The sequence below is a fragment of the Nocardia sp. BMG111209 genome (assembly GCF_000381925.1).
Classification (GTDB): domain Bacteria; phylum Actinomycetota; class Actinomycetes; order Mycobacteriales; family Mycobacteriaceae; genus Nocardia.
Genome location: NZ_KB907307.1, coordinates 2,194,593 through 2,220,466, shown reverse-complemented (window position 1 = coordinate 2,220,466; position 25,874 = coordinate 2,194,593). Strand labels below are relative to the sequence as shown.

Below are 25,874 nucleotides of genomic sequence, written 5' to 3'. Positions count from 1 at the left end.
ACTGATCGCAAAAGTCGTTCGAACCGATATCTCCGAACGACTATCATGATGAATATGTTCGATCCCGAATTGCTGCGGACCTTTCTGACGGTCGAACGGGCCGGGGGATTCACCGCGGCCGGGCGCATCCTGGGGTTGCGGCAGTCCACGGTGAGCGGGCATGTGGCCCGCCTCGAACAGGCCACCGGCCGGGAACTGTTCCGCCGCGACACCCGTAATCTGGCCCTGACCGCCGACGGCGCCGCCATGGTCGGCTTCGCGCGCACCATTCTGGAGGCCCAGGAGCAGGCCGCGCGGCACTTCTCCGGGTCCCGGCTGTCCGGGCTGATCCGCCTCGGCGCCTCCGACGATGTGGTGGGCCGCGAACTGCCCGATGTCCTGCTCGAATTCCAGCGTGCCCATCCCGGCGTCGATCTGGAGCTGACCGTGGGGCTCAGCGAGAACCTCAAGACCCGGATGGCCGCCGGCGAACTGGACCTGATGGTGGGCAAGCGGCTGCCCGGGGAACAGCACGGCGAGCTGCTGTGGCGGGACCGGCTGGTGTGGGCGGCCCGCCGCGGCGCCGGCGGATTCGAGGATCCGGTGCCGCTGGTGACCTATCCGCCGCCGAGCCTCACCCGGCTCACCGCGCTGCGCGCCCTGGAACGCGCGGGGCGACCGTGGCGGGTGGCCTGCGTCAGCGACAGTCAGCTGGGCCTGCGGGCCGCGGTGCTGGCCGGGCTCGGTGTCATCGTGCACGCCGAAAGTCTGCTTCCGGCAGACGTTTTCGCCGTCGACGATCCGAACCTGCCCGATCTCGGCGAGCTGGAATTCGTGCTGGTCCGGCGGCACCGCACCCCGACCGATCCGGAGCGCGCGCTGTGCGAGGCGATCGCGGCCGGCGCGCGCCGCGTGCGCGCGAACGTGGCCGGTGGTCGGGTGGCGCCGGCTGTCGGTGCCGATCGTTAACCTGGGTGCCGTGGCAGATCCCGCGACCTACCGGCCCGCACCGGGCACGATCCCCGTCGACCCCGGCGTCTACAAATTCCGCGACGCGCGCGGGCGGGTGATCTATGTCGGCAAGGCGAAGAGTCTGCGCAGCCGCCTGAATTCCTATTTCGCGGATCTGTCCGCGCTGCATCCGCGCACCCGCCAGATGGTCACCTCCGCCGCGTCGGTGGAGTGGACGGTGGTGTCCACCGAGGTGGAAGCGCTTCAGCTGGAATACAACTGGATCAAGGAGTTCGATCCGCGGTTCAACGTCCGGTATCGCGACGACAAGACCTATCCCATGCTCGCGGTGAGCATGAACGAGGAGTATCCGCGCGTCTTCGTCTACCGGGGCGCCCGCAAGAAGGGCGTGCGCTATTTCGGCCCGTACGCGCACGCCTGGGCCATCCGGGAGACGGTCGATCTGCTGTTGCGGGTGTTCCCGGTGCGTACCTGCTCGGCGGGAGTCTTCAAGCGGCACAACCAGATCGGCCGTCCCTGCCTGCTCGGCTACATCGACAAGTGCTCGGCCCCCTGCATCGGCCGGGTCAGCGCGGAGGAGCATCGGCGCATCGCCGAGGACTTCTGCGACTTCCTCTCCGGCAAGACCGATCGCATGGTCCGCGATCTGGAGCGCCGCATGCAGGCCGCGTCCGAGGACCTCGACTTCGAATCCGCCGCTCGCCTGCGCGACGACGTCCAGGCGCTCAAGCGCGCCCTGGAGAAGCAGGCGGTCGTGCTCGGCACGGGCACCGATGCCGACGTGATCGCCTTCGCCACCGACGAACTCGAGGCCGCGGTCCAGATCTTCCACGTCCGCGACGGCCGGGTGCGCGGCCAGCGCGGCTGGGTGGTCGACAAGTCCGGCGACGCCCTCGACATGAGCTGGTCGGGGACGACAGGCGACCGGGTCGTGGGTGGTGAGGGTGAACCGGACACCGCCGGTTCGGGTGAGCCGGAGGCCGCCGGCCTGGGCGCACCGGACATCACCGGCTGGACCGAACCGGACACCGCCGGCTCGGACGAGTCGGGCACCAGCGGCTCGGACGAGTCGGTGGCGGACACCATCGGGCGGGATGGCCCCGAAGTCGGCGCCGCGGACGTGAACGTGTCGACGACAAGTGTTGCCGGGCAGGATATTTCGCAATCGGGCGAAACCGGACTCGCCGCTGCCGTGCCCGCGGAAATCGTCCAGGCGGGTACCGCGGAGCTGGCGGCGCTCGTGGAGCAGTTCCTCACCCAGTTCTACGGTGAGCAGGCCGCCCTGGTCGACGACGCGCCGGCGGAGCAGGGTGAGTCCGCGGCGATGGTGGTGCCGCGCGAGGTCCTGGTTCCGGCGCTGCCCGCCGATGCGGTGCAGTTGCAGGACTGGCTGTCGCGGCTGCGTGGTGCGGGTGTGCACCTGCGGGTTCCGCAGCGCGGCGACAAGAAGGCGCTGATGGAGACCGTGCAGCGCAATGCGATGGAGGCCCTGGCGCAGCACAAGCTCAAGCGCGCGGGCGATCTGACCGCCAGATCGGCCGCCCTGCAAGGCATTCAGGACGCGCTCGAACTGGACAGCGCGCCGCTGCGCATCGAATGTGTCGACATCAGCCATGTCCAGGGCACCGATGTGGTCGCCTCGCTGGTGGTGTTCGAGGACGGTCTGGCCCGTAAGTCCGAATACCGGCACTACACCATCAAGGAGGCGGCCGGCGGCGGCCGCTCCGACGACGTGGCGAGCATCGCCGAGGTCACCCGGCGGCGGTTCGCGCGGCTGCGGCGCGACCTCGACACGCTCGAAGCGGAGCACGCCGAGGATCCGTCCGTGCTCCCCGGTATCGACCCCAAGACGGGCAAGCCGCGCAAATTCTCCTATCCGCCGAATCTGTACGTGGTCGACGGTGGTGCGCCGCAGGTCAACGCCGCTTCCGAGGTGCTCGACGAACTCGGTATCACCGATGTCGCGGTGATCGGGCTGGCGAAGCGGCTGGAGGAGGTGTGGGTGCCGAACGAACCCGATCCGGTGATCATGCCGCGCAACAGCGAGTCCCTCTACCTGCTGCAACGCGTCCGAGACGAGGCGCACCGGTTCGCCATCACCTTCCACCGCAGCAAGCGGTCGCGGCGGATGACCGCGTCGGTACTGGACGAGGTGCCGGGGCTCGGCGAATCGCGGCGCACCGCACTGGTCACTCATTTCGGCTCGGTCGCACGGCTGAAGGACGCTACGGTGGAGCAGATCACGGAGGTGCCCGGCATCGGCGTGGCGACGGCGAAGGCGGTGTTGTCCGCCCTCAACGGGGAGTTGTCCGCCCGCAACGCGGAGTAGCGCGGCGCACCCGGTGTGTTCCAGCAGGTTGATGTTTCCGGCAGGTTGATACGGTGACGGCCCCATTTCCAGGGCGCGTGGATCGAACACGTGACCGGGCCGGGGTGCGAGGATGTTCGAGACGACACGCCCGGGGCAATACCGGGTGCGCACGGCGCGGCGAGAATCGGCAACAGTGACAGGCAGGAACGGATCCGGTAGGACATGACAAGCGTCGAATCGAGCAGCAGTGCCGTGGACCGCGGGTCCCCGGCGGGCCGGTCCCAACCGGCCGTGAATGCCGACCGGCCGGTCGAAGTGGTGATCGTGACCGGGCTGTCGGGCGCGGGGCGCGGTACCGCGGCCCGGGTCCTGGAGGATCTGGGCTGGTACGTCGCCGACAATCTGCCTCCGGACCTGATCGGCCGGATGGTCGAGCTGGGGTTGTCGGCCGATCCGCCCATCCGCAAGTTCGCCCTGGTGATGGATGTGCGCAGCCGCTTCTTCACCGGTGATCTGTCGGCGGTGATCGAACAACTACGGGCCGCCGGGGTGCGGACGCGGCTGTTGTTCCTGGAGGCCTCCGACGACGTCCTGATCCGCCGGTTCGGCTTCGCGCGGCGGCGGCATCCGTTGCAGAGCGAGAGCGCCGACGGCACGCTGTCGGCGGGCCTGGCCGCCGAGCGGACCAGGCTGGCGTCGGTGAAGACGGCCGCCGACGTGGTCATCGACACCACCGCGCTGTCGGTGCACCAGCTGCACCGCAAGCTCGAGGAGGTGTACGGCGACGGCACGCCGACCGCGTTGCAGCTCACAATCCAATCGTTCGGTTTCAAGTACGGAGTACCACTGGACGCCGACATGGTGTTTGATGTGCGTTTCCTGCCCAATCCGCATTGGGTACCGGAACTGCGTGAACTCACCGGACAGGACGCCGTGGTCAGTGAGTACGTGCTGTCCCGTCCGGGAGCCGACGACTATCTGCGGACCTGTCGTCATCTGATCGATCTGACGACCGACGGGTACCGCCAAGAGGGGAAGCGATACATGACCGTGGCAGTGGGCTGCACGGGCGGTAAGCACCGCAGCGTGGCGCTCGCGGAGGCGCTCGGTGAGTTGCTGGGTGCGGCGGGCGACGCCGCACCGGCCGACGTGGTGCGGGTGGTACATCGGGATCTGGGGCGCGAATGACCGATCGGAACGAGACCGCGGCGGACGATTCCGCCGGCGGGCCGGCCGTTGCCGCGCTCGGCGGCGGGCACGGGTTGTATGCCACGCTCACGGCCGTGCGCCGGCTGACCCGGGAGATCACCGCGGTGGTGACGGTCGCCGACGACGGCGGTTCCTCCGGCCGGCTGCGCTCCGAACTGGGCATGCTGCCGCCGGGCGATCTGCGGATGGCGCTGGCGGCGCTCGCCGACGACACCGAGGGGCTGTGGGCCCGGACGATGCAGCATCGCTTCGGCGGCACCGGCGCACTGGCCGGGCATTCGGTGGGCAACCTGATCCTGGCCGGACTGACCGAGGTGCTCGGCGATCCGGTGGCCGCGCTGGACGAGGCGGCCCGCCTGCTGGGCTGCTCCGGCCGGGTGCTGCCGATGTCGCCGACGCCGTTGATCATCGAGGCCGACGTATCCGGCCTGGAGGCCGATCCCCGGGTGAGCCGATGCATCCGCGGGCAGGTGGCGGTCGCGACCACGCCGGGCAAGGTGCGGCGGGTGCGGCTCATCCCGTCCGATCCGCCGGCCAGTCCGCAGGCCACCGCCGCGATCGCGCGGGCCGACGTAGTGGTGCTCGGCCCGGGCTCGTGGTTCACGAGTGTCATCCCGCATGTGCTGGTGCCCGAATTGCACGACGCGCTCGTGCACACTCGTGCCCGAAAGATCCTGGTACTCAACCTCGCCGCGGAACCGGGGGAGACAGCCGGATTCTCCGCCGAACGGCACTTGCATGTATTGTCCCAGCACGCACCGGATTTCGCGGTTGATCAGGTAGTGGTGGACTCCGGCACCGTACCGGAGGGTAGGGAACGCGAACATGTGGCAAGAGCTGCCGAACAGCTGCGTGCGCGAGTAACCTTTGCCGATGTCGCCGAGGCTGGGACAGACCGGCACCACCCCGGAAAGCTAGCCGCCGCACTGGATCAGGTGATTCGGCAACCCCGGTCGGACAAGTCAGGGCTTCGAGTCGATGGACGGCACATGGGCCGGCAAGTGCAGTCGGCGTCGGGTGGAAAGGAGCGGGTCTCGTGGCGATGACAGCCGAGGTGAAAGACGAGCTGAGCCGCCTCAGCGTGTCGCAGGTCAGTTCGCGCAAGGCCGAACTCTCGGCACTATTGCGCTTCGCCGGCGGCCTGCACATCGTCGGCGGCCGGGTGATCGTCGAAGCCGAGGTGGACATGGGTTCCATCGCGCGACGGCTGCGCCGGGAGATCTTCGAGCTGTACGGCTACGGCTCGGACGTGCACGTGCTGGGTGCGGGTGGTTTGCGCAAGACCTCCCGCTACGTGGTGCGGGTGTCCAAGGAGGGCGAGGCGCTGGCCCGCCAGACCGGACTGCTCGATGTGCGCGGCCGTCCCGTGCGCGGACTGCCCGCACAGGTCGTCGGCGGTAGCATCGCCGATGCCGAAGCGGCTTGGCGCGGTGCGTTTCTCGCGCACGGCTCGCTCACCGAACCGGGCCGGTCCTCGGCGCTCGAGGTCAGCTGCCCGGGTCCGGAGGCGGCGCTGGCGCTCGTGGGCGCGGCCCGGCGGCTGGGCATCTCGGCGAAGGCCCGCGAGGTGCGCGGCACCGATCGGGTGGTGGTGCGCGACGGTGAGGCCATCGGCGCGCTGCTGACCCGGATGGGCGCGCAGGACACCCGTCTGACCTGGGAAGAACGGCGGATGCGGCGCGAGGTGCGGGCCACCGCCAACCGGCTCGCCAATTTCGACGACGCGAATCTGCGGCGTTCGGCGCGGGCCGCGGTGGCCGCCGCCGCGCGGGTCGAGCGGGCGCTCGAGATCCTGGGCGACGACGTGCCCGACCATCTGGCCGCGGCCGGCCGCCTGCGCGTGCTGCACCGGCAGGCGTCGCTCGAGGAGCTGGGTCAGCTGGCCGAGCCGCCGATGACGAAGGACGCGGTGGCCGGGCGTATCCGCAGGCTGCTGTCCATGGCCGACCGGCGGGCCAAGGAACTCGGCATTCCCGATACCGAGTCGGCGGTGACCGCCGAGTTGCTGGAAGACGCCTGATATTTCGGCGATCGTACCGACCGGCCGGTGACCGTTATTCGATCGTGACCTGCTTGCTGGTGGCTGTTCACAGTGACCAGGGGCATGTCAGTGGCGCAAAAGCCGGGCATTAGGGTGGGATTGGCAACGCAACGAATCCGCTTGAAAGCTGAGGAGCGAAAACGTGACTGTCCGGGTTGGGATCAACGGCTTCGGCCGTATCGGGCGTAACTTCTTCAGGGCGGTCGAGGCGCAGAAGGCCCTCGGCACGACGGACATCGAGATCGTCGCCGTCAACGACCTGACCGACAACGCCACGCTGGCGACGCTGCTCAAGTACGACTCGATCCTGGGCCGCCTGCCGCAGGATGTCTCGCTCGACGGTGACGACACCATCGTCGTCGGTGACCAGCGGATCACCGCGCTGGCCATCAAGGAGGGCCCGTCGGCCCTGCCGTGGGGCGACCTGGGCGTGGATGTCGTGGTCGAGTCGACCGGCATCTTCACCAACGCGGCAAAGGCCAAGGGCCACTTGGCCGCGGGCGCCAAGAAGGTCATCATCTCGGCGCCGGCCACCGACGAGGACATCACCATCGTGATGGGCGTCAACCACGAGAAGTACGACGGCAGCCAGAACATCATCTCCAACGCCTCGTGCACCACCAACTGCCTCGGCCCGCTGGCCAAGGTGCTGAACGACGAGTTCGGCATCGTCAAGGGCCTGATGACCACGATCCACGCGTACACCCAGGATCAGAACCTGCAGGACGGCCCGCACAAGGATCTGCGCCGCGCCCGTGCCGCCGCGCTGAACATCGTGCCGACCAGCACCGGCGCCGCCAAGGCGATCGGCCTGGTGCTCCCGGAGCTCAACGGCAAGCTCGACGGCTACTCGCTGCGGGTGCCGATCCCCACGGGCTCGATCACCGACCTCACCGCCGACCTGGCGAAGAAGGCGTCGATCGCGGATATCAACGCCGCGTTCAAGGCCGCCGCCGAGGGCCCGCTGAAGGGCATCCTGAAGTACAGCACCGATCCGATCGTGTCCAGCGACATCGTGACCGATCCGCACTCGTCGATCTTCGATGCGCCGCTGACCAAGGTCATCGACGATCAGGTCAAGGTGTACTCCTGGTACGACAACGAGTGGGGCTACTCCAACCGCCTGGCCGACCTCATCGGTCTCGTCGGCAAGTCGCTGTAATCGCCATGGCGGTAAAGACACTGCAGGATCTGCTGGCCGAGGGTGTCGAGGGCCGGGGCGTACTGGTGCGCTCCGACCTGAACGTGCCGCTCGACCAGGGCGCGATCACGGACGCGGGCCGGATCGTGGCCTCCGCGCCGACCATCGCGGCACTGGCCGAGGCCGGTGCGAAGGTGATCGTCACGGCCCATCTGGGCCGCCCGAAGGGCGAGCCCGATCCGAAGCTGTCGCTGGCCCCGGTGGCCGCGCGGCTGGCGGAGGAACTGGGCCGCAACGTCCAGCTGGCCGGCGACGTGGTGGGTCAGGACGCGCTCGCGCGGTCCGAGGGCCTCACCGACGGCGACGTGCTGCTGCTGGAGAACATCCGCTTCGATCCGCGCGAGACCAGCAAGGACGAGGCCGAGCGGGCCAAGCTGGCGGCGGCGCTGGTCGAACTGGTCGGCGACGACGGCGCATTCGTGTCCGACGGCTTCGGTGTCGTGCACCGCAAGCAGGCGTCGGTGTACGACGTGGCGAAGCTGCTGCCGCACTACGCCGGCAGCCTGGTCGCGGCCGAGGTCGAGGTGCTGCGCAAGCTGACCAGCGACACCGAGCGGCCGTACGCGGTCGTGCTGGGCGGCTCGAAGGTGTCCGACAAGCTGGCCGTCATCGAGGCGCTCGCGCCGAAGGTCGACACGCTGGTGATCGGCGGCGGCATGTGCTTCACCTTCCTTGCCGCACAAGGACTTCCGGTCGGTTCCTCGCTGTTGCAGGCGGAGATGGTCGAGACCTGCAAGAAGCTGCTCGACACCTTCGCCGATGTCATCCACCTGCCGTGGGACATCGTGGTGGCGGACAAGTTCGCCGCCGACGCGGAGTCGAAGGTGGTGTCCGCCAACGAGATTCCGGAGGGCTGGGCGGGCCTGGACATCGGCCCGGAATCGGTGTCCCGGTTCGGGGCGCTGCTGACCCAGGCGCGGACGATCTTCTGGAACGGCCCGATGGGTGTGTTCGAGTTCGAGAAGTTCGCCGCCGGCACCCGGGGCGTGGCCGAGGCCATCGTGAAGGCCACCGCGAAGGGCGCCTTCACCGTGGTCGGCGGCGGCGATTCGGCCGCGGCGGTCCGTACCCTGGGCCTGCCCGAGGACGGCTTCTCGCACATCTCCACCGGTGGCGGCGCGTCACTGGAATATCTGGAGGGCAAGGAACTGCCCGGCATCGCGATTCTGGAGGACTGACGGGTGGCACGTAAGCCCTTGATCGCCGGCAACTGGAAGATGAACCTCAATCACCTCGAGGCCATCGCGCTGGTGCAGAAGATCGCATTCGCGTTGCCGGACAAGTATTTCGACAAGGTGGACGTCACGGTGATCCCGCCGTTCACCGATATCCGCAGCGTGCAGACGCTGGTGGAGGGCGATCGCCTGCGCATCACCTTCGGCGCGCAGGACGTGTCGGTGCACAATTCCGGCGCCTACACCGGTGAGATCAGCGGTCCCATGCTGGCGAAGCTCGGCTGCACCTACGTGGTGGTCGGTCACTCGGAGCGCCGCCAGTACCACAACGAGGACGATGCGATCGTGCTCGCCAAGGCCAAGCAGGTGCTGAAGAACGGGATGACCCCCATCGTCTGCATCGGTGAGGGCCTCGGTGTCCGGGAGGCGCAGACCCACGTCGCCTACAACCTGGAACAGTTGCGCGGCTCCCTGAAGGGCCTGAGTCCGGAGGAGGTGTCGAAGACCGTGATCGCCTACGAGCCGGTCTGGGCGATCGGCACCGGCCGGGTGGCGACCCCCGCCGACGCGCAGGAGGTGTGCGGCGCGCTGCGCAAGGAGCTCACCGAAATGGTCGGCGCGCCGGTGGCCGGGGGTGTCCGCATCCTCTACGGCGGCTCGGTGAACGCGAAGAACGTCGGCGAATTGGTCACCCGGACCGATATCGACGGCGCGCTCGTCGGTGGCGCCTCGCTGAAGGGCGACGAGTTCGCCACCCTCTCGGCGATCGCCGCGGGCGGCCCGCTGCCCTGAGCGGCAGCATATTTCGGCCACGGCCCGGCACTTTCGCAGTGCCGGGCCGTACCCGTCTCCGGGTGCGGCGGCATTCCGTACCGTGACGATGGGTCCGCGACGGCCGGGTAGTGTTCCGCAGCGGCAATGCGGCTTGGGCCGCGGCCGTCCGATCGGGAAGCGAGCATGGTTCAGCAGGCACAGGGTACGGCCGGTGGCCGGTCGCCGGAGGATATGCCGGCCTGGCAATTGGCCCGGCGGCGCCGCATCGTCGACGCCGCCCTGGCCGCGCTGGCCGAATCCGAGTACGAGCAGATCCAGATCCGCGATGTGGCCCAGGCGGCGGGGGTGGCGCTCGGTACCCTCTACCGCTACTTCTCCTCCAAGGAGCATCTGTACGCCGCGGTCCTGCAATCCTGGGCGGAACCCGCGAGCCGATCGTTCGACGCCCGGTCGGCCGGACTCGATCCGGTGGAGCGGATCCGGGTGCGGATGCGCCGGGTGATCCGCGCGTTCGAGCGGCAGCCGCGGCTGTACAAGGTGCAGGTGTCGTTGCAGGGCACCACCGATCCGCAGGCCCGGGCTCTGCTGTCCGACTTCGCCCGCACCGCGCAGGGCTGGCTGACCGCGGATTTCGCCGCCCTCGGCCCCGGCCACGACCGGGATACCGCGGCCATGCTGTGGTCGGTGATCAGCGCGATGCTGTCGGACGCGGTGATCCACGGCGGGCGGCCGATGGCCGATGTCTACCGGCTGGCCGACCGCTTCATCGATCTGGTCGAACCACGCCTGCGCGCCGCGCTCTGATCGATGATCGATCGGAACTGCTTGGGCTGCAACCTTTTTCGTCTCCGGTTTGCCGCGCACTCTTGAAAGAACAGGAATCGGGTTCTAGTTTTAGTGCATGAGCACCGAACTGCCGTTCCGCTACTTCGACTGCGACAACCACTACTACGAGGCGCTGGACGCGTTCACCCGCTACCTGGAGCCGGAGTATCGCAAGCGTGCCATGCAGTGGGCGCAGGTCGACGGGAAGCAGCGGCTGCTGGTCGGCGGCCGGATCAACAAGTTCATCCCGAATCCGACCTTCGATCCGGTTGCCGCGCCGGGGGCGCTCGACGAATACTTCCGTGGCCGCAATCCGCAGGGCACGGATCCGAAGACGTTGTTCGGCGCGCTGGAGCCGATCCGGCCGGAGTACCGCGACCGTGACGCCCGGCTCGCGGTGATGGACCGGCAGGGGATGGCGGCGGCGATCTTCCTGCCCACCCTCGGCGTCGGGATGGAACAGGCCCTGGCCGGCGATCGGCCCGCCCTGCTCGCCGCGTTCCGCGCGTTCAACCGCTGGCTGGCCGAGGACTGGGGATTCGCCTATCGGGACCGGATCTTCGCCGCGCCGTACATCACCCTCGCCGACCCGGACAACGCGACGCGGGAACTGGCCTGGGCGCTGGAGCACGACGCCCGGTTCGTGGTGATGGTGAGCGGCCCGGTCACCACCGCCGCGGGCTCCCGGGCCCCGGCGGATCCGATGTTCGACGAATTCTGGCGGCTGGCAAACGATTCCGGCATCACGGTGCTGTACCACGGCGGAGAGACGCTGTACACGAAGTACCTTCGCGACTGGGGTGAGAACGATTTCACGGAAGCCTTCCGCGCCAACACCTTCCGCAGCCTGGTCTCGGCGAATCCGATCCACGACACGCTCGCCAGCCATCTGGCGCTGGGACTGTTCCATCGCTTCCCCAATCTGCGCATCGCGACCATCGAAACCGGTTCGGAATGGGTGATCCACCTGTTCGACAAGCTCACCAAGTCGTACGGCCAAGTGCCGCAACTGTATCCGGAGGATCCGCGGGAGACGTTCAAGCGGCACGTCTGGGTCTCACCCTATTACGAGGAGGAACTCGGCGCGCTGCTGAACCTGCTGGGCGCCGATCACATCCTGATGGGCTCGGACTATCCGCACGTCGAGGGCCTGGCCGAACCGGCGACCTATCTGAAGGATCTGCAGAACTTCGACTACACCCCGGCCCAGTGCGAGACCGTGATGAAGGACAACGGCTGGTTCCTCGCGACCCGTCGACCGGCCTGAGAAGCCGCCGGGCACAACGTATTACGAGAAGAGGGCATCGTGGCAATGCCGACCGGCGTGCCGATCGTGGACACCATGATCGGTTTCCCGCACGAGGGGTTCCGGCAGTACGACTTCATCCGCAAGCAGACCCGCGACGAGGGTTCGGAGTCGATGGAATTCCCCGTCGAGTACATGTTCAAGGAGGTGCCCAAGGATCTGCCGACCGTGGATCCGGTGTCGGTGACGCTGCGCGAGATGGACCGGTTCGGCATCGAGATCGGTGTGATCGGCTGCGGCGACGAACTGTCCCGGCTCGCGCTGAAACGGCATCCGGATCGGTTCGTGCCCACCGGCAGCATCGACGACCCCAACGACGTTTCCGGCAGCGTGCGCCGATTGCGCCGGGAATACGAGGAATTCGGGGTCCGGGCCGCGAGTGTCTTTCCCGCCGGGACCTTTCCACAGGTGGCGATCGACGACCCGAAGATGTACCCGGTGTACCAGACCTGCGTGGACCTCGGTATCCCGATCTTCTGCACGGCCGGAATCCCGGGTCCCCGGCTGAAATACGCGGTGCAGGAGGTGTCGCGCATCGATGTGGTGATGTACGACTTCCCCGAGCTGGTGTTCGTCACCCGGCACGGCTGCGAGCCGTGGGAGGACCTGGCGGTGAAACTGATGCTGAAATGGCCGAACCTGTACTACTCCACCTCCGCGTTCGCCCCGAAGTACTACCCGAAGGCCATCCTCGACTACGCCAACACCCGCGGCGCGGACAAGATCCTCTACGGCGGCTACTTCCCGATGGGCCTGTCGCTGGAGCGCATCTTCACCGATATGCCGCAGGTACCCTTCCGCGACGAGGTCTGGCCGAAGTTCCTGAGCGGCAACGCCCGCCGCGTACTGAACCTGGACTGATCGCCCGCACCCGCCACCGAAACAACATACAGCTCAGCGTTTTTCGACCCGAGATCGCCCGTCGACCAGCCGTACGGCAGCCGCCTCGATCTGCGATTCGGACAACAGGACGGTGTTCGCCGCCGGCCCGAGCGGAACGAAGCTGTCGGCGCTGGTGACGCGAGCGATCGGACCGGTGAATCCGCCGTCGAGCAACACCGCGGCCACGGATTCGGAAACCCCACCGCTGCGCCGGGTCTCGTCGGCGATCAGCACACGGCCGGTGGCACTGGCATGTGCCAGCAGGTCGTCGACGGGCAACGGAGTCAGCCAGCGCAGATCCAGCACCCGGGCATGAAGGTCGCGGTCGGCCAGGCGGGCGGCCACGCGCAGGCTCATCGGCACCCCGTTGGCGAACGTGACGATCGTGAGATCGGTTCCGGCGCCGTGGATTCGGGCGCGATTCAGCGGCGCCGGCGCCGCGCCGACCGGCGCGAGCCACGCATCGTCGCCGGATTCGTGCAGATCGCGGGTGTGATAGAGGGCGATCGGCTCCAGGAACAGGCACACCCGGCCGTCGACCCGGGCCGCCGACACACAGGTGCGCAGCATCGCCGCGGCGTCGTCGGCGCGGGCGGGCGAGGCGATCAGCAGGCCGGGAATGTCCCGCAGCGCCGCCACCGAATCGTCGTTGTGGAAATGACCGCCGAAGCCACGCTGATAGCCGTACGCCGCGATGCGCACCACCATCGGATTACGGAACCGCCCGCAGGAGAAGAACTCCAGCGTGGCCGCCTCGCCGCGGATCTGATCCATCGCATTGTGGACGTAGGCCAGATACTGGATCTCCGCGATGGGCACCAACCCTGTCAGCCCGGCCCCGAGCGCAAGCCCGAGCAGACTCTGCTCGTCCAGCAGCGTATCGAAAACCCTCCGCGCACCGAACGACTTCTGCAACCCTTTGGTCACCCCATAAACGCCACCCTTGCGCCCGACATCCTCCCCGAAGACGAGAAGGTCGTCGTCCCGAGCCAGCAACTCCCCGAGAGTGCGGTTGATCGCCTGGGCAACCGTCGACCCTTGTTGCGGCCCGGCGAGTTCGGTGTGCGGGCCGGGCTGCGATCCACCAACTTTCGTGTCCGGCCCCGACTGTGGGCGACGGGGTTCGGTACGCGGGCTGAACTGTGGCCCACTGGATTCGGTATGCGGGCCCGACTGTGGCCCAACGCCTTCGGTGTCCGGCCCCGACCGTGGACCGCCTGCTCCGGAGAGCGGCCCCGAGTGCCTCCCGCTGGCTTCGGCGGTTGATTCAGGCCGTCGCCGGCCTGTTTCGGTGGACGGGCCGGATTGTGGCTTGCCTGTCTCGGTGTCCGGCTTGAAGTGCCGCCCGCCGGGTTCGGCAGTTGGTTCGGGCCGCGGCCCACCGGCTTCGATGTCCGGCCCGGATCGTGGCCCGGGTGCTTCGGTGGCCGGCCCGGAATGCCGCCCGCCCGCTTCAGCAGTCGGTTCGGGTCGCTGTCCGCCGGGTTCAGCGGTTGGTTCGGGTTGTCGCCCACCGGGTTCGGCGGGGCGTTCGGGCTGCTGTGTGCCCTGCGCGGCCGGGCGGTCGGTGCCGGAAGGGGTGGCGGCCGAGCCGATTTCGGGAATGGTGCGGGGGAGTGGGTGCGGTCGGCGGGCGTCGGCGTCGACCAGGTCGGGGTGGCTCGGTGCCAGGGGGGCGACGACGGCTGCGGCGGAGGTGAGTTTCGGCTCCGTCACGACCTGGTCGGCGGTGCGGGCCACCGTGTCGGCGATCGCGTCGTAGCGAGCGAGAACCTCTGTGGCGGTGGCGATTCCGGTGGTCACGAGGAGGCGGCCGGTGGCCGTCACCGGATCTCGGTCGAGGTCGTCGACGATGTCGGAGGCGCGCCGGTACGCGGATTCCAGGTCCGATCCGGCGTGCCCGAGCAGGCGGACCGTGCGCAGGCGCAGGAAGACCGGGCGCCGGGTGGCCCGCACACAGTCCACCGCCTCGGCCGAAACTGCCAGCGCCTCCGCCAGATTCGAGCCGTCCGCGGTGAAATACCGGAGTCCCGGCCGGGTTCCGTAGGTCTGTTCGATCCAGCCCGGGGGTGTGGGCACGCTGATGCCGAGACCGTTGTCCTCGCAGACGAACAGGATCGGCATCGGCAGGCGCTGGTACGCCGTGTGAATCGCCGTGTTGATCGCGCCCGTGGCGGTGCTGTGGTTGGCGGACGCGTCGCCGAAGCTGCACAGCACCACGGCATCCGTCGGCCACGGCGTGAAGCGGCCCAGCCGGGTGGCCCGGTCCATTGCGAAGGCCAGGCCGATCGCGCGGGGCAGATGCGAGGCGATCGTGGAGGTCTGCGGGATGACCGCCGCCGCGGCGTTGCCGAACACCTTGTGCCGGCCGCCGGAGATCGGGTCCGTGGTCGCGGCGACCACCCCGCGCAGTACGTCGCCGATCGGATCCAGGCCCGGTATCCGATGACAGCGGTGCACGTAGAACGCGCCGGAGCGGTAGTGCAGCAGCGCCGGATCGGTGACCCGCAGGGCGGCGGCGAGCGCGACATTGCCCTCGTGGCCGGACGATCCGATGCTGTAGTAGCCGCGGCCCGCGGCGGTCAGGCGACGCGCGGCGAGGTCGAGCTGCCGGCTGGTGACCTGGGCGTCGAACAGGGCGAGGTAGTCGGGGCCGCCCGGTCGGTCGTCAGCCGGGCCGGGCACCGCCGCGGTGACGGCGGCCCGGAAGCGGTGATCGAGGGCGGTGCCGGGAGCGGATGTCATGACGCCTGCCCGGACCGGCGGGGCGCGGTGTTCATTCCGCTCGCAGCACCAGGCCGGTGCCGTTACCGGGATTGCGGAGGGTGAGGGTGTTGCCGTCGACGGTGGCGGTGGTGCGGCCGTCCAGCGCCTGCAGCACCTGGCCCTCCAGCGCCATCACATCGTCGGCGCAGGCCATCCGGGTGGTGGCGAGGTGGAAGGTGAGATCCGATCCGCCCGATTCGGGCAGGTCCGCGGTGCCGGTGACCCGATTGCAGCCGGCCGAACCGCTGACCGCGCCGTCGGCGGCGATGGTGAGCGTCGGCCGCGCCTGCTCGAGGGTCACGGTGCGCACCAGGCCCTGCAGCTGGATCAGGGTGGTGACGATCCAGGTGGTGCCGGTCAGCGGTCGGTCGGGCTCCACGATCTTCTTGTCCTTCAGCATGACGATGCTGTTGTTACCGGTGAGGGTGAGGGTGTTGCGATCCAGCTTCCAGGTGGGGGAGGACTGCAGCAACCCGGTCTGCCAGGCGTCGGCCCCGGCCCGGTCGGAGGTGCAGCCGAGCAGCGTGGTGGTCAGGTCGGACACCACCACGGTGTCCTCGTCGAACCGGGCCGCGCCGCTGCTGGTGTTGCATCCGGCGTCGGCGGTCACCCGGCCGCCGGCGAAGGACAGGGTCAGCGGCCCGCCGCCGGGTATCGGGGTGCCGCTGATACCGGTGGAGACGAACGAGCGGCCCATCGGATCGGCGGTGGCGGCGTGGTGGGTGGCACAGGCGGCCAGCGCCGCGACGGCCATCACGGGGAGTACGCGCAGCGCGGGAGCCGACATGGACCGATCCTAGCGATCGCCGGATAGGCCGACCGGACCGCCGCGCCGCCGCCCGGTCACGGGTGATTCGGGAACGCCGCCGGGTGCCGTTTAGACTGTCGGGCATGCGCATGTTCCTGGACATCCTGCTGGTGATCACCAGCGTGCTGCTGGTGCTGCTGGTGCTGCTGCACCGGGCGAAGGGCGGCGGCCTGTCCAGCCTGTTCGGTGGCGGCGTGCAGGCCAGCCTCTCCGGATCGACCGTGGTGGAGAAGAACCTCGACCGGATCACCGTCTTCGTGGGCCTGATCTGGCTCATCTCGATCCTCGGCATCGGTTTCCAGATCAAGTTCTCCTGACCCGCGGCGACTACGCTCGAGCGAGTGTGGGGCCGGCCTGAACCCGGCCCCACACCCGCATCACCGGATCACGGCGCCGGCACGACGCTCAGCCGTGGCGGGCCCCATTCGGCGATCCGTACGGGCAGGCGATCACCGACATTCGGCGGCACGACCCACGAATCCCGGTGCAGCAGAGCGTGGATTCCCGGCGCGACCTCGACGAACGCGCCGAACGGCACCACCGACACCACGGTCGCGTCGACGAGTGCGCCGACCCCGTGCTGATCCTGGAACTCCTGCCAACGGGCAGGCGACACCTCATGAGAGGACATTGATTTCACCTCCTTCGCAGTCCCTGGAAGCGTTCTGACGCTCGGGAATGCGGGAGAGGCGGGCCTCGTGCCCGCGCCGCGCTCAACGCGCGGCCGGGAACCCTGTCTGTGTGCGGCTATTGGCCGACCCGGCAGTCACTGTGTCAATATAGCCTCCGCTTCGCTCCGGCGGGGTTCGCGGCCCCCTTTGTCTCGGTCCTTCCCTCCTCCGGTCAGTCGCTGCGCTCCCTCCCTCCGTCAGTCCAGGACCGAGACGGGCCGCGAACAACGGGGTTTCGGCATTGCGGGGATGTCGGTCGGTTCCGGGGCGGTCATCCTGCGAGCGGTTCGGCCTCGTGGATGGTGCCGTCCAGGTCCGTGAAGTTGTAGGCGCGTGCGAGTTCCGCTGTCCGCCAGGGTTTTCCGGTGCGAGCGCGACGGTCCGGGTCGGCGGCCAGCGCGGCCACCGCGCGGCCGACGAAGCGGGGTGACTGGGCCTCGGCCAGATCGAAGGTGCCCTCGCCCGGGAGGGTGATGGACCGGTGTCCCGTCGCGTCGGCCGGAACCAGTTGCAGCAGTTCGGTGTCCACGATGCCGGGCCAGAGCGACACCGCGGTCACCCCGGTGTCGCGCAGATCGTGGGCCAGATCGGCGGTGAGCCGGTCGACGGCGGCCTTCGCCACCCCGTAGACCGTGTTGTGTGTGTAGTGCACCGCGCCGGGGGAGGAGACGTTGACGATCAGGCCGCCGGATTCGATCAGCAGCGGCGCGGCGAAATGCGCTGCCACATAATGGGATCGGACGCCGATGTCGAAACTCTCGTCCCATGCCCGCGGCGGCACCTCCCAGAACGGCCGGCCCAGCCAGCGCGCGGAGGCGGGGGAGTTGTAGACGTTGTTGACCAGGACGTCCAGCCGTTCGTGCTCCGCGCGGATGGCCGCGAAAAGCCCGGCCACGGCCTCGTCGTCGCGGTGATCGCATACGAACGGCACCCCCGTGCCGCCGAGTTCGCCGACAGCCGCGGCCGTGTCGAGGACGGTGCCGGGCAACCGGCCGGCGGTGGCGGAGCGACCGGTGACGTAGACGGTCGCGCCCGCGGCCCCCAATTCCAGTGCGATGCCCTTGCCGATGCCGCGACTGGCCCCCGTGACGACCGCGACCCGGCCGGAAAGTGTTCCGTTCACGACTCCGGGACATTACCGTGAAATAAGAACACGTTCTAGTGCTGGGAGGCGCGGTGACCCCGACGCATCGGATGGTCGACACCAACGGAATTCGGTTGCACATAGCCGAGCAGGGGCGCGGATATCCGGTGATTTTCTGTCACGGGTTCCCGCACGGCTGGTTCATCTGGCACCGGCAGCTGGCGGCGATCGGGGCCGCCGGATACCACGCCGTCGCGCCCGACCTGCGCGGTTACGGCCGCACCGAGGTGCCGGAGGGGGTGGATACGTACACCAACGCGGCCGTGATCGGTGATCTGCTCGGCCTGCTCGACGAACTCGGCGCGGATCGTGCGGTGTTCGTCGGCCTGGACTTCGGCGCACAACTGGTGTGGGAGCTCGCACTGCGCGCCCCGGACCGCGTGGCCGGGGTGATCGTGTTGAACAACCCGTACGCGCCGCGCAGTCCGAAGCCGCCGTCGAGCTATTGGACCAAGGCCGCCGAACGGCACTTCCTGCACCTGTCGTACTTCCAGGAACCCGGGGTCGCCGACGTCGAACTCGCCGCGCGCCCACGGGAATTCCTCGCCAACGTGTACTACGCGCTGAGCGCCGACTACCACTATCTGGACACCTGGCAGAACCCACCCGGTCTCGGCTACCTGGACGTGCTGCCGAAAGCGCCCGCGCTGCCGTGGAGTTGGCTGACCGAGTCCGAATTCGACTATCTGAGCGGCGAGTTCGAGCGAACCGGGTTCACCGGCGGACTGGCCTGGTACCGCGCCATGGACCGCAACTGGGAGCTGTCCGCCGACCTGCCCACCACCGTGCCCGTGCCCGTCCACTTCCTCTACGGCGAGAACGATCCCGATATGGAGGGTTTCAGCGGCCGGGACCCGCTCGCCGTCATGCGGGCCCACCTCACGGATCTACGCGCCGTCGAAAAGGTGCCCGGCGCAGGACATCTCGTCCAACTGGAACGCACCGGTGCCGTGAACGACTTCCTGCTCACGGCGCTGGGCGAACTGGTGGGCCCACCGGGCGCCTGAGTGGCCGCGGTATTCGTCCTGGGCCGAGCCGGTCGGCGCGCCTGTGCGCACCCGGCGCCCCGCATTCGCACCCGGTGCCCGGCATTCGCACCCGTGACGCCATTTGCACCCGTGACGCTGTGACGCAGGCGCAGGCGGCACACCGGTGTCGCCGACTGGCGCCCGTCGCCTCTACCCGGACAGCTGCGCGGCAGCGGCCTCGTCCAGCAGCCAGGTGGTGGTCTCGCTCCCGACCGCACCCGCCGCGGGAATGTCGACCGCGGCCGCACCCGCCAGCGCACCGGCGACCGCCTCGGCCTTGGCCGCGCCACCCACCACCAGCACCACGTGCCGGGTGCGGCGGACGGCGGGCAGGGTCAAGGTGACCCGGACCGGCGGGGGCTTCGGCGAATTCGTCACCGCCACCACCAGTTCGTGCTCCTCGCGGGTCGCATCGGTGTCCGGGAACAGCGAGTTCACATGGCCCTCGCCGCCCATGCCGAGCAGATGCAGATCGAACGCACCGTGCTCGGCCAGGTGCGCGTGCACCAGCGCCGAGTACTCGGCGGCGGCCTCGATCGGATCCGGATACTCCCCGTCGGAGGTCGCGACCGGATGCACCCGGGACGGATCCACCGGCACATGATCCAGCAGCGCCTGCCGGGCCTGCAGATCGTTGCGCTCGGCATCGCCGGCGGGGACGAACCGCTCGTCGCCCCAGAACACGTCCAGCCGGGACCAGTCGATATCGCCGGGCGACTTGCGCACCACCTCGAGCAGGCCGATGCCGGTGCCGCCGCCGGTGAGCACCACCGAGGCGGAGCCGCGGGCCCGCTGGGCCGCGGTGACCACCGCGACGAGGCGGGCCGCCGCGGCCGCCACCAGATCGTCTGTGCCGGAATGGATCTCGACGATCCGCTCAGTCATAGATCACCTTCTCGATCCCGGCCAGGGCCTCGGCGTACACCTCGTCGGCGTCGAGCCGGCGCAATTCCTCGGCCAGGCAGTCCTTGGTCTCGCGGCGGGCCAGCGCGAACCGCGCGTTGGGTTCGCCGGTGCGTTCCAGCGTCGCGGTACGGCCGGTCTGCGGCCGGGCGATCGCGATGGAGACCGACCCGCGGTGCAACTCCACCTTGAGATCGCCGGTCTTGCGGTGCACCGGGCATTCCAGCCGGGCGGCGAGCCAACCGGCCAGCACATCCAGGGCCGGTTCCTCGTAGAGGCCGGACACCGTCACCGATTCCACCGGGTCGTACGGCGGATCGTCCAGCGCCGCCGCCAGCAGCGCCCGCCAGTACGTGATCCGGCTCCACGCCAGATCCGTATCGCCGGGTGCGTACGAGGCCAGCCGCTTCTTGATGGTCGCCTGCGGATCGGTGGCGAAGGTGGCGTCGGTGATGCGCCGGGTGGCGAGTTTGCCCACCGCGTCCTCGGCCGGATACTTCGGCGCGCCGCGCGGCCACCAGGCCACCACCGGCACGTCCGGCAGCAGGAACGGGATCACCACGCTGTTCTCGTGGTTGATCAGCTCACCCTGCAACCGCAGCACGATCACCTCGGCCGCGCCGGCGTCGCCGCCGACCCGGATCTGCGCGTCGAGTTTGGTGTCGGCGAACCGATCGCCACGGGCCAGCACGATCACCCGCGAGGGATGTTCGCGGCTGGAGTCGTTGGCCGCCTCGATGGCGTCCTCGGCCTCGGAACTGTCCAGGGTGCACACCACCAGGGTCAGCACCCGGCCCTGGGTGACGACGCCGTTGGCGTCGCGCAGGCTGACCAGGCGCTTGGCGACCGCCTGAGTCGTGGTGTCGGGCATGTCGACGATCACGGCCGCCGCCATTCGCGCCCGGTCCGGGCGAGCATCTCGTCGGCCGATTTCGGACCCCAGGTACCCGACTCGTACGGGTCGGGCTTGCCGCCGGCGGCCCAGTGCTCGAGCACCGGATCCAGTATCCGCCAGGACAATTCGACCTCCTCGTTGACCGGGAACAGCGACGGCACCCCGAGCAGCACGTCCAGGATCAGCCGTTCGTAGGCCTCCGGCGAGGATTCGGTGAACGAGGCGCCGTAGCTGAAGTCCATGTTCACGTCGCGGACCTCCATGCTGGAGCCCGGCACCTTGGAGCCGAACCGCAGCGTGATGCCCTCGTCCGGCTGCACCCGGATGACCAGGGCGTTCTGCCCCAGCTCCTCGGTCATGACGTGATCGAAGGGCAGATGCGGGGCGCGCTTGAACATGATCGCGATCTCGGTGACGCGACGGCCCAGGCGCTTACCCGTGCGCAGGTAGAACGGTACGCCGGCCCAGCGCCGGGTGTCGACGTTGAGCGTGATCGCGGCATAGGTCTCGGTGCGCGACTGCGGGTCGAAACCCTCCTCGTCGAGCAGCCCGACCACATGCTCGCTGCCCTGCCAGCCCTCGGTGTACTGCCCGCGCGCGGTGGTCTCGTCCAGCGGCTCGACCAGTTTCAGCGCCGAGAACACCTTGATCTTCTCGATCTGCAACTGCTTGGGCTGGAAGCTGACCGGATCCTCCATCGTGGTCAGCGCCAGCAACTGCAACAGGTGGTTCTGGATGACGTCGCGCGCGGCGCCGATACCGTCGTAATAGCCTGCGCGGCCGCCCAATCCGATGTCCTCGGCCATCGTGATCTGGACGTGGTCGACGTAGTTGGAGTTCCAGATCGGCTGGAACAGCTCGTTGGCGAAGCGCAGCGCCAGCAGGTTCTGCACCGTCTCCTTGCCCAGATAGTGATCGATGCGGAACACCGTCTCCTCCGGGAACGTCCGGTTCACCAGAGCGTTGAGTTCCTTGGCGCTCTTCAGATCGTGGCCGAACGGCTTCTCGATCACCACCCGCCGCCACGGCTTCGCCCGCCCCGGTTCGGGTTCCGCGGCGTCCGCCAGTCCGGTGCGCGAAAGCTGTTGCAGCACAACCGGAAACGCGTTCGGCGGAATCGACAGGTAGAAGGCGTGATTACCGCCGGTGCCCCGATCGTGGTCCAGCTGTTTCAACGTCGTCGCCAGCTGGGAGAACGCCGCGTCGTCCTCGAAGGTGCCCTGGACGAACCGGATGCCCTCCGACAGCTGGTCCCACACCTCCTGCCGGAATTCGGTGCGCGCGTGCGCTTTCACCGATTCCAGCACCACCTGGGCGAAATCCTCGTCGCTGTACTCGCGCCGGGCGAAACCGACCAACGCGAAGGCCGGGGGCAGCAGCCCCCGGTTCACGAGGTCGTAGATGGCCGGCATCAGCTTCTTGCGCGACAGGTCACCGGTGACCCCGAAGATCACCACACTGCACGGCCCCGCGATCCGGGGAAGCCGCTGATCGCGCTCTTCGCGCAGCGGATTCACCGGAACGGCCGTCGACTGATCGCCGGCCATCGGGCTATTTGCTCCCAGCGCTGGTGTCGGAGAGCGCGGTCGTGGTCGCCTGCAGCAGTTCGTCCCAGGACTTCACGAACTTGTCGACGCCCTCGCGCTCCAGCACCGCGAACACGTCCGCGAGATCGACGCCGACGGCGGCGAGCCGGTCGAACACCTGCTGCGACTCCTCGCCGGTGTCGCTGACCTCGTCACCGCGCACGGTGCCGTGATCGGCGACCGCGTCGAGGGTCTTCTCCGGCATGGTGTTCACCGTATTCGGCGCGGCCAGGTCGATGACGTACAGCGTGTCGGGATAGTCCGGGTTCTTCACGCCGGTGGACGCCCACAGCGGGCGCTGCCGGTTCGCGCCGCCGTTGGCGTGCAGGTACTGGTACGTCGAGATGTGCTTACCGTCGACGAACACGTCCCGGTAGGCGGCGTAGGCGAGGCGGGCGTTGGCCAGACCGGCCTTACCGCGCAGCTCCAGCGCCTCCGGGGTGCCGATCTTCTCGAGCCGCGCGTCGATCTCGGTGTCCACCCGGGACACGAAGAACGAAGCGACCGAATGGATCTTGCCGACATCGTGGCCGCCGAGCGAGGCGTTGCGGATGCCGTCCAGGTAGGCGCCCATCACCGACAGGTACCGCTCGACCGAGAAGATCAGCGTCACGTTGACGCTGATGCCCTCGGACAGCACCCGGGTGATGGCCGGCAGGCCCGCCTCGGTGGCCGGGATCTTGATGAACAGGTTGGGGCGGTCGACGATCTTCCACAGCTCGACCGCCTGGGCCACGGTCTTGTCGGTGTCGAACGCCAGCCGCGGGTCGACCTCGATCGAGACCCGGCCGTCGACGCCGTCGGTATCGGCGAACACCTTCGCGAACACATCGCAGGCGGCGCGCACGTCGTCGGTGGTGATGGTGCGGATCGCCGCGTCGGCGTCGGCGCCCTGCGCGGTGAGGTCCCGCAGTTGCGCGTCGTACGCGTGGCCCTTGCTCAGCGCGCCCTGGAAGATCGTCGGGTTGGTGGTGACGCCGACGATGCTGCGGGTCGCGATGAGGTCGGCCAGGTTGCCGGACTGGATGCGGTCGCGGGACAGGTCGTCCAGCCACACCGACACCCCGGCCGCGGAAAGCGCGGCGAGGTTCTCGTTCTGAGCCATGATCGGTTATCCCTTCACGTTGTCGAGGGAGCGATGGGCGGCGTCCACGACGTGTTCCGTCGTGAAGCCGAACTCCCGGAACAGGACCTGGTAGGGAGCCGAGGCGCCGAAATGCTCGATGGACACGATCTCGCCGGCGTCTCCGGCGAAACGGTGCCACGGCATCGCGATACCTGCCTCGACCACGACACGAGCCCGGACCGACGGCGGCAACACCTGCTCGCGGTAGGCGCGGTCCTGGGTGTCGAACCACTCCACACACGGCATGGATACCACGCGGGCGCCGATGCCCTGCTCCTCCAGCTTAGTCCGCGCCTCCACGGCGATCTGCAACTCGGAACCGGTCGCGATCAGGATGATCTGCGGTGTGGCGGTGGAGGACTCGGCCAGGATGTAGCCGCCGCGGCGGACACCCTCGAAACTCGTGCCCTCGAAGATCGGCAGGTCCTGGCGGGTCAGCGCCAGCGCGGACGGTCCGTCGATGTGCGGCAGCTCGGAGACCGAATACGGCGAATGATGGTCGCCGCTCTCGATTTCCAGGATCGTGCGCCACGCGTAGGCCGCCTCGTTGGCGTCGCCGGGCCGGACCACGTTGAGGCCCGGGATGGCCCGCAGCGCGGCCAGATGCTCGATCGGCTGATGGGTGGGACCGTCCTCGCCGAGGCCGATCGAATCGTGCGTCCACACGTAGACCGCCGGGATGCGCATCAGCGCGGCCAGCCGGACCGCCGGGCGCATGTAATCGGAGAACACCAGGAAGGTGCCGCCGTACGGGCGGGTCGGGCCGTGCAGCGCGATGCCGTTGAGGATCGAGCCCATCGCGTGCTCGCGCACCCCGAAATGCAGTGTGCGGCCGTAGGGTTCGGCCTTCCAGCTGTCGGTGGAGATGGACTCCGGGCCGAAGCTGGGCACGCCCGGCATCGTGGTGTTGTTGGATTCCGCGAGATCGGCCGAGCCGCCCCACAATTCGGGCAGCACCGGGGCCAGCGCGGCGAGCACCTTGCCGGACGCCTTCCGGGTGGAGGTGCCCTTCGGATCCGGCTCCCAGGACGGCAGCGCCTCGGCCCAGCCCTCGGGCAGCCGGCGCGCGGTCAGCCGGTCGAACAGTTCCTTGTTCTCCGGATTTGCCGTCGCCCAGGCGTCGAACTGCTTCTGCCAGGCGTCGCGGGACGCCTCGGCGCGGGCCGCGGCGTTACCCCGGGTGTGCGCGATGACGGCCGGGTCCACCTCGAAGCTCTGCGCCGGATCGAAGCCCAGCGCCGTCTTGACGGCGGCCACCTCGTCGGCGCCCAGCGCCGCGCCGTGGGCCGCGCCGGTGTTCATCTTGTTCGGCGCCGGATATCCGATGATGGTGCGCAGCAGGATGAACGACGGCTTGTCGGTGACGGCCTTGGCGGCCTCGAGCGCCGCCTCGAGCTCGGCCACGTTCTCGCCGCCCTCGACCACCTGGACGTGCCAGCCGTAGGCGCGGTACCGCGCGGCGGTGTCCTCGCTGAGCGCGATGCGGGTGTCGTCCTCGATGGAGATCCGGTTGTCGTCGTAGACCACGACCAGATTGCCGAGCTGCTGGGTGCCGGCCAGCGACGACGCCTCGGAGGTGACACCCTCCTCGATATCGCCGTCGGAGGCGATCACGTAGATGAAGTGGTCGAACGGGCTGCGCCCTGGCGCGGTGGCGGGGTCGAACAGGCCGCGTTCGCGGCGGGCGGCCATGGCCATACCGACGGCGGAGGCCAGACCCTGGCCCAGCGGGCCGGTGGTGATCTCGACGCCCTTGGTGTGGCGGTGCTCCGGGTGGCCGGGGGTGAGCGAACCCCACTGACGCAGATTCTGCAGATCCGACAGCTCCAGGCCGAAACCGGCGAGGTACAGCTGGATGTACTGGGTGAGGCTGGAGTGACCGCAGGACAGGACGAACCGGTCGCGACCGGTCCAGTCCGGATCGCTCGGGTCGACGTTCATCACCCGCTGGTACAGCGTGTACGCCAGTGGCGCGAGGCTCATCGCGGTACCCGGATGACCGTTGCCGGCTTTCTGCACCGAGTCGGCGGCGAGCACCCGCACCGTGTCGACTGCTCTGGTGTCCAGATCGCTCCAGTCGACCGGATGGTGCGGCTGGGTGAGGGCTCGGATGTCGTCTGTGACTGACACGACCGGGGTTCTCCTGACCTTATTCGACAACGTCTATGCGGTTGGGGGGTGCACCTACCACCCTAGAGCGCGCCGGATCGGCGGGATAACCGAACCCGCCCATGCGTACTGCCCGTGTCGTCCGCAATGTAACCGTTACGGC

At 68.8% G+C, this 25,874-nt stretch carries 22 protein-coding genes; 13 read left to right on the top strand and 9 right to left on the bottom strand.

What is annotated here, in order from left to right; translation table 11 throughout:
• The first annotated feature begins 48 nt into the window (after positions 1 to 48).
• From G361_RS43080 to G361_RS0110145, 11 genes are all read left to right on the top strand, one after another.
• The gene (locus G361_RS43080) at positions 49 to 948 is read left to right on the top strand and encodes a LysR substrate-binding domain-containing protein (RefSeq protein ID WP_052172763.1); all 900 of its coding nucleotides are present in this window, start codon (positions 49 to 51) and stop codon (positions 946 to 948) included.
• 10 nt (positions 949 to 958) lie between these two features.
• A complete protein-coding gene (uvrC, locus tag G361_RS0110190; protein ID WP_081635498.1) occupies positions 959 to 3,280 on the top strand; it encodes an excinuclease ABC subunit UvrC in 2,322 nt (773 codons plus the stop codon).
• Positions 3,281 to 3,484: 204 nt separating this feature from the next.
• Positions 3,485 to 4,450, top strand: coding sequence for an RNase adapter RapZ (gene rapZ, locus G361_RS0110185; RefSeq protein ID WP_019926975.1), 966 nt, complete (start codon positions 3,485 to 3,487; stop codon positions 4,448 to 4,450).
• A complete protein-coding gene (gene yvcK, locus G361_RS0110180; protein WP_019926974.1) occupies positions 4,447 to 5,517 on the top strand; it encodes a uridine diphosphate-N-acetylglucosamine-binding protein YvcK in 1,071 nt (356 codons plus the stop codon). The genes rapZ and yvcK overlap by 4 nt, the downstream gene beginning before the upstream one ends.
• Entirely contained in the window at positions 5,508 to 6,491 is a 984-nt protein-coding gene (gene whiA, locus G361_RS0110175; protein WP_019926973.1) for a DNA-binding protein WhiA, read from the top strand. The genes yvcK and whiA overlap by 10 nt, the downstream gene beginning before the upstream one ends.
• Before the next feature lie 163 nt (positions 6,492 to 6,654).
• Complete coding sequence (gap, locus tag G361_RS0110170) at positions 6,655 to 7,674, top strand: type I glyceraldehyde-3-phosphate dehydrogenase (protein WP_019926972.1); 1,020 nt, start codon at positions 6,655 to 6,657, stop codon at positions 7,672 to 7,674.
• Positions 7,675 to 7,679: 5 nt separating this feature from the next.
• On the top strand, positions 7,680 to 8,891 hold the full coding sequence (gene pgk, locus G361_RS50840) for a phosphoglycerate kinase (protein ID WP_019926971.1): 1,212 nt from the start codon (positions 7,680 to 7,682) through the stop codon (positions 8,889 to 8,891).
• A gap of 3 nt (positions 8,892 to 8,894) precedes the next feature.
• Positions 8,895 to 9,680 (top strand): triose-phosphate isomerase, encoded by a 786-nt coding sequence (tpiA, locus tag G361_RS50835; RefSeq protein ID WP_026342880.1) that lies wholly within the window; start codon positions 8,895 to 8,897, stop codon positions 9,678 to 9,680.
• Between the two features lie 165 nt (positions 9,681 to 9,845).
• Complete coding sequence (locus G361_RS0110155; protein ID WP_019926969.1) at positions 9,846 to 10,466, top strand: TetR/AcrR family transcriptional regulator; 621 nt, start codon at positions 9,846 to 9,848, stop codon at positions 10,464 to 10,466.
• A 97-nt stretch (positions 10,467 to 10,563) separates the two neighbouring features.
• On the top strand, positions 10,564 to 11,754 hold the full coding sequence (locus G361_RS0110150; RefSeq protein ID WP_019926968.1) for an amidohydrolase family protein: 1,191 nt from the start codon (positions 10,564 to 10,566) through the stop codon (positions 11,752 to 11,754).
• Positions 11,755 to 11,793: 39 nt separating this feature from the next.
• A complete protein-coding gene (locus tag G361_RS0110145) occupies positions 11,794 to 12,654 on the top strand; it encodes an amidohydrolase family protein (protein ID WP_026342879.1) in 861 nt (286 codons plus the stop codon).
• A 33-nt stretch (positions 12,655 to 12,687) separates the two neighbouring features.
• Here G361_RS0110145 and G361_RS50830 read toward each other — a convergent pair whose 3' ends face one another.
• Positions 12,688 to 15,420 (bottom strand): thiamine pyrophosphate-dependent enzyme, encoded by a 2,733-nt coding sequence (locus tag G361_RS50830; protein WP_019926966.1) that lies wholly within the window; start codon positions 15,418 to 15,420, stop codon positions 12,688 to 12,690.
• Between the two features lie 31 nt (positions 15,421 to 15,451).
• On the bottom strand, positions 15,452 to 16,228 hold the full coding sequence (locus G361_RS0110135) for an META domain-containing protein (RefSeq protein ID WP_019926965.1): 777 nt from the start codon (positions 16,226 to 16,228) through the stop codon (positions 15,452 to 15,454).
• Between the two features lie 104 nt (positions 16,229 to 16,332).
• On the opposite strand from G361_RS0110135, the gene secG reads away from it, so the two are divergent.
• Positions 16,333 to 16,566, top strand: coding sequence for a preprotein translocase subunit SecG (gene secG, locus G361_RS0110130; RefSeq protein ID WP_019926964.1), 234 nt, complete (start codon positions 16,333 to 16,335; stop codon positions 16,564 to 16,566).
• 68 nt (positions 16,567 to 16,634) lie between these two features.
• Here the strand turns inward: secG and G361_RS43070 are convergent, their stop codons facing one another.
• Together G361_RS43070 and G361_RS0110120 are read right to left on the bottom strand one after the other, a co-directional pair.
• The gene (locus G361_RS43070) at positions 16,635 to 16,880 is read right to left on the bottom strand and encodes a S1 RNA-binding domain-containing protein (RefSeq protein WP_036494096.1); all 246 of its coding nucleotides are present in this window, start codon (positions 16,878 to 16,880) and stop codon (positions 16,635 to 16,637) included.
• A gap of 311 nt (positions 16,881 to 17,191) precedes the next feature.
• The gene (locus tag G361_RS0110120; RefSeq protein WP_019926962.1) at positions 17,192 to 18,043 is read right to left on the bottom strand and encodes an SDR family NAD(P)-dependent oxidoreductase; all 852 of its coding nucleotides are present in this window, start codon (positions 18,041 to 18,043) and stop codon (positions 17,192 to 17,194) included.
• 71 nt (positions 18,044 to 18,114) lie between these two features.
• On the opposite strand from G361_RS0110120, the gene G361_RS0110115 reads away from it, so the two are divergent.
• Complete coding sequence (locus G361_RS0110115; protein ID WP_036494864.1) at positions 18,115 to 19,071, top strand: alpha/beta fold hydrolase; 957 nt, start codon at positions 18,115 to 18,117, stop codon at positions 19,069 to 19,071.
• 171 nt (positions 19,072 to 19,242) lie between these two features.
• Here G361_RS0110115 and pgl read toward each other — a convergent pair whose 3' ends face one another.
• Genes pgl through tkt form a run of 5 tightly spaced genes read right to left on the bottom strand, consistent with a single transcriptional unit; the run spans position 19,243 to position 25,732 of the window.
• Entirely contained in the window at positions 19,243 to 19,977 is a 735-nt protein-coding gene (pgl, locus tag G361_RS0110110) for a 6-phosphogluconolactonase (RefSeq protein ID WP_019926960.1), read from the bottom strand.
• A complete protein-coding gene (gene opcA / locus G361_RS0110105) occupies positions 19,970 to 20,878 on the bottom strand; it encodes a glucose-6-phosphate dehydrogenase assembly protein OpcA (RefSeq protein WP_026342878.1) in 909 nt (302 codons plus the stop codon). The genes pgl and opcA overlap by 8 nt, the downstream gene beginning before the upstream one ends.
• On the bottom strand, positions 20,875 to 22,437 hold the full coding sequence (zwf, locus tag G361_RS0110100) for a glucose-6-phosphate dehydrogenase (protein ID WP_019926958.1): 1,563 nt from the start codon (positions 22,435 to 22,437) through the stop codon (positions 20,875 to 20,877). Before zwf ends, opcA begins: the two co-directional genes overlap by 4 nt.
• Positions 22,438 to 22,441: 4 nt before the next feature.
• Positions 22,442 to 23,581: a transaldolase gene (tal, locus tag G361_RS0110095; RefSeq protein ID WP_019926957.1), complete on the bottom strand. Its 1,140-nt coding sequence runs from the start codon at positions 23,579 to 23,581 to the stop codon at positions 22,442 to 22,444.
• A 6-nt stretch (positions 23,582 to 23,587) separates the two neighbouring features.
• Positions 23,588 to 25,732 (bottom strand): transketolase, encoded by a 2,145-nt coding sequence (gene tkt, locus G361_RS0110090; protein WP_019926956.1) that lies wholly within the window; start codon positions 25,730 to 25,732, stop codon positions 23,588 to 23,590.
• Positions 25,733 to 25,874 lie beyond the last annotated feature (142 nt).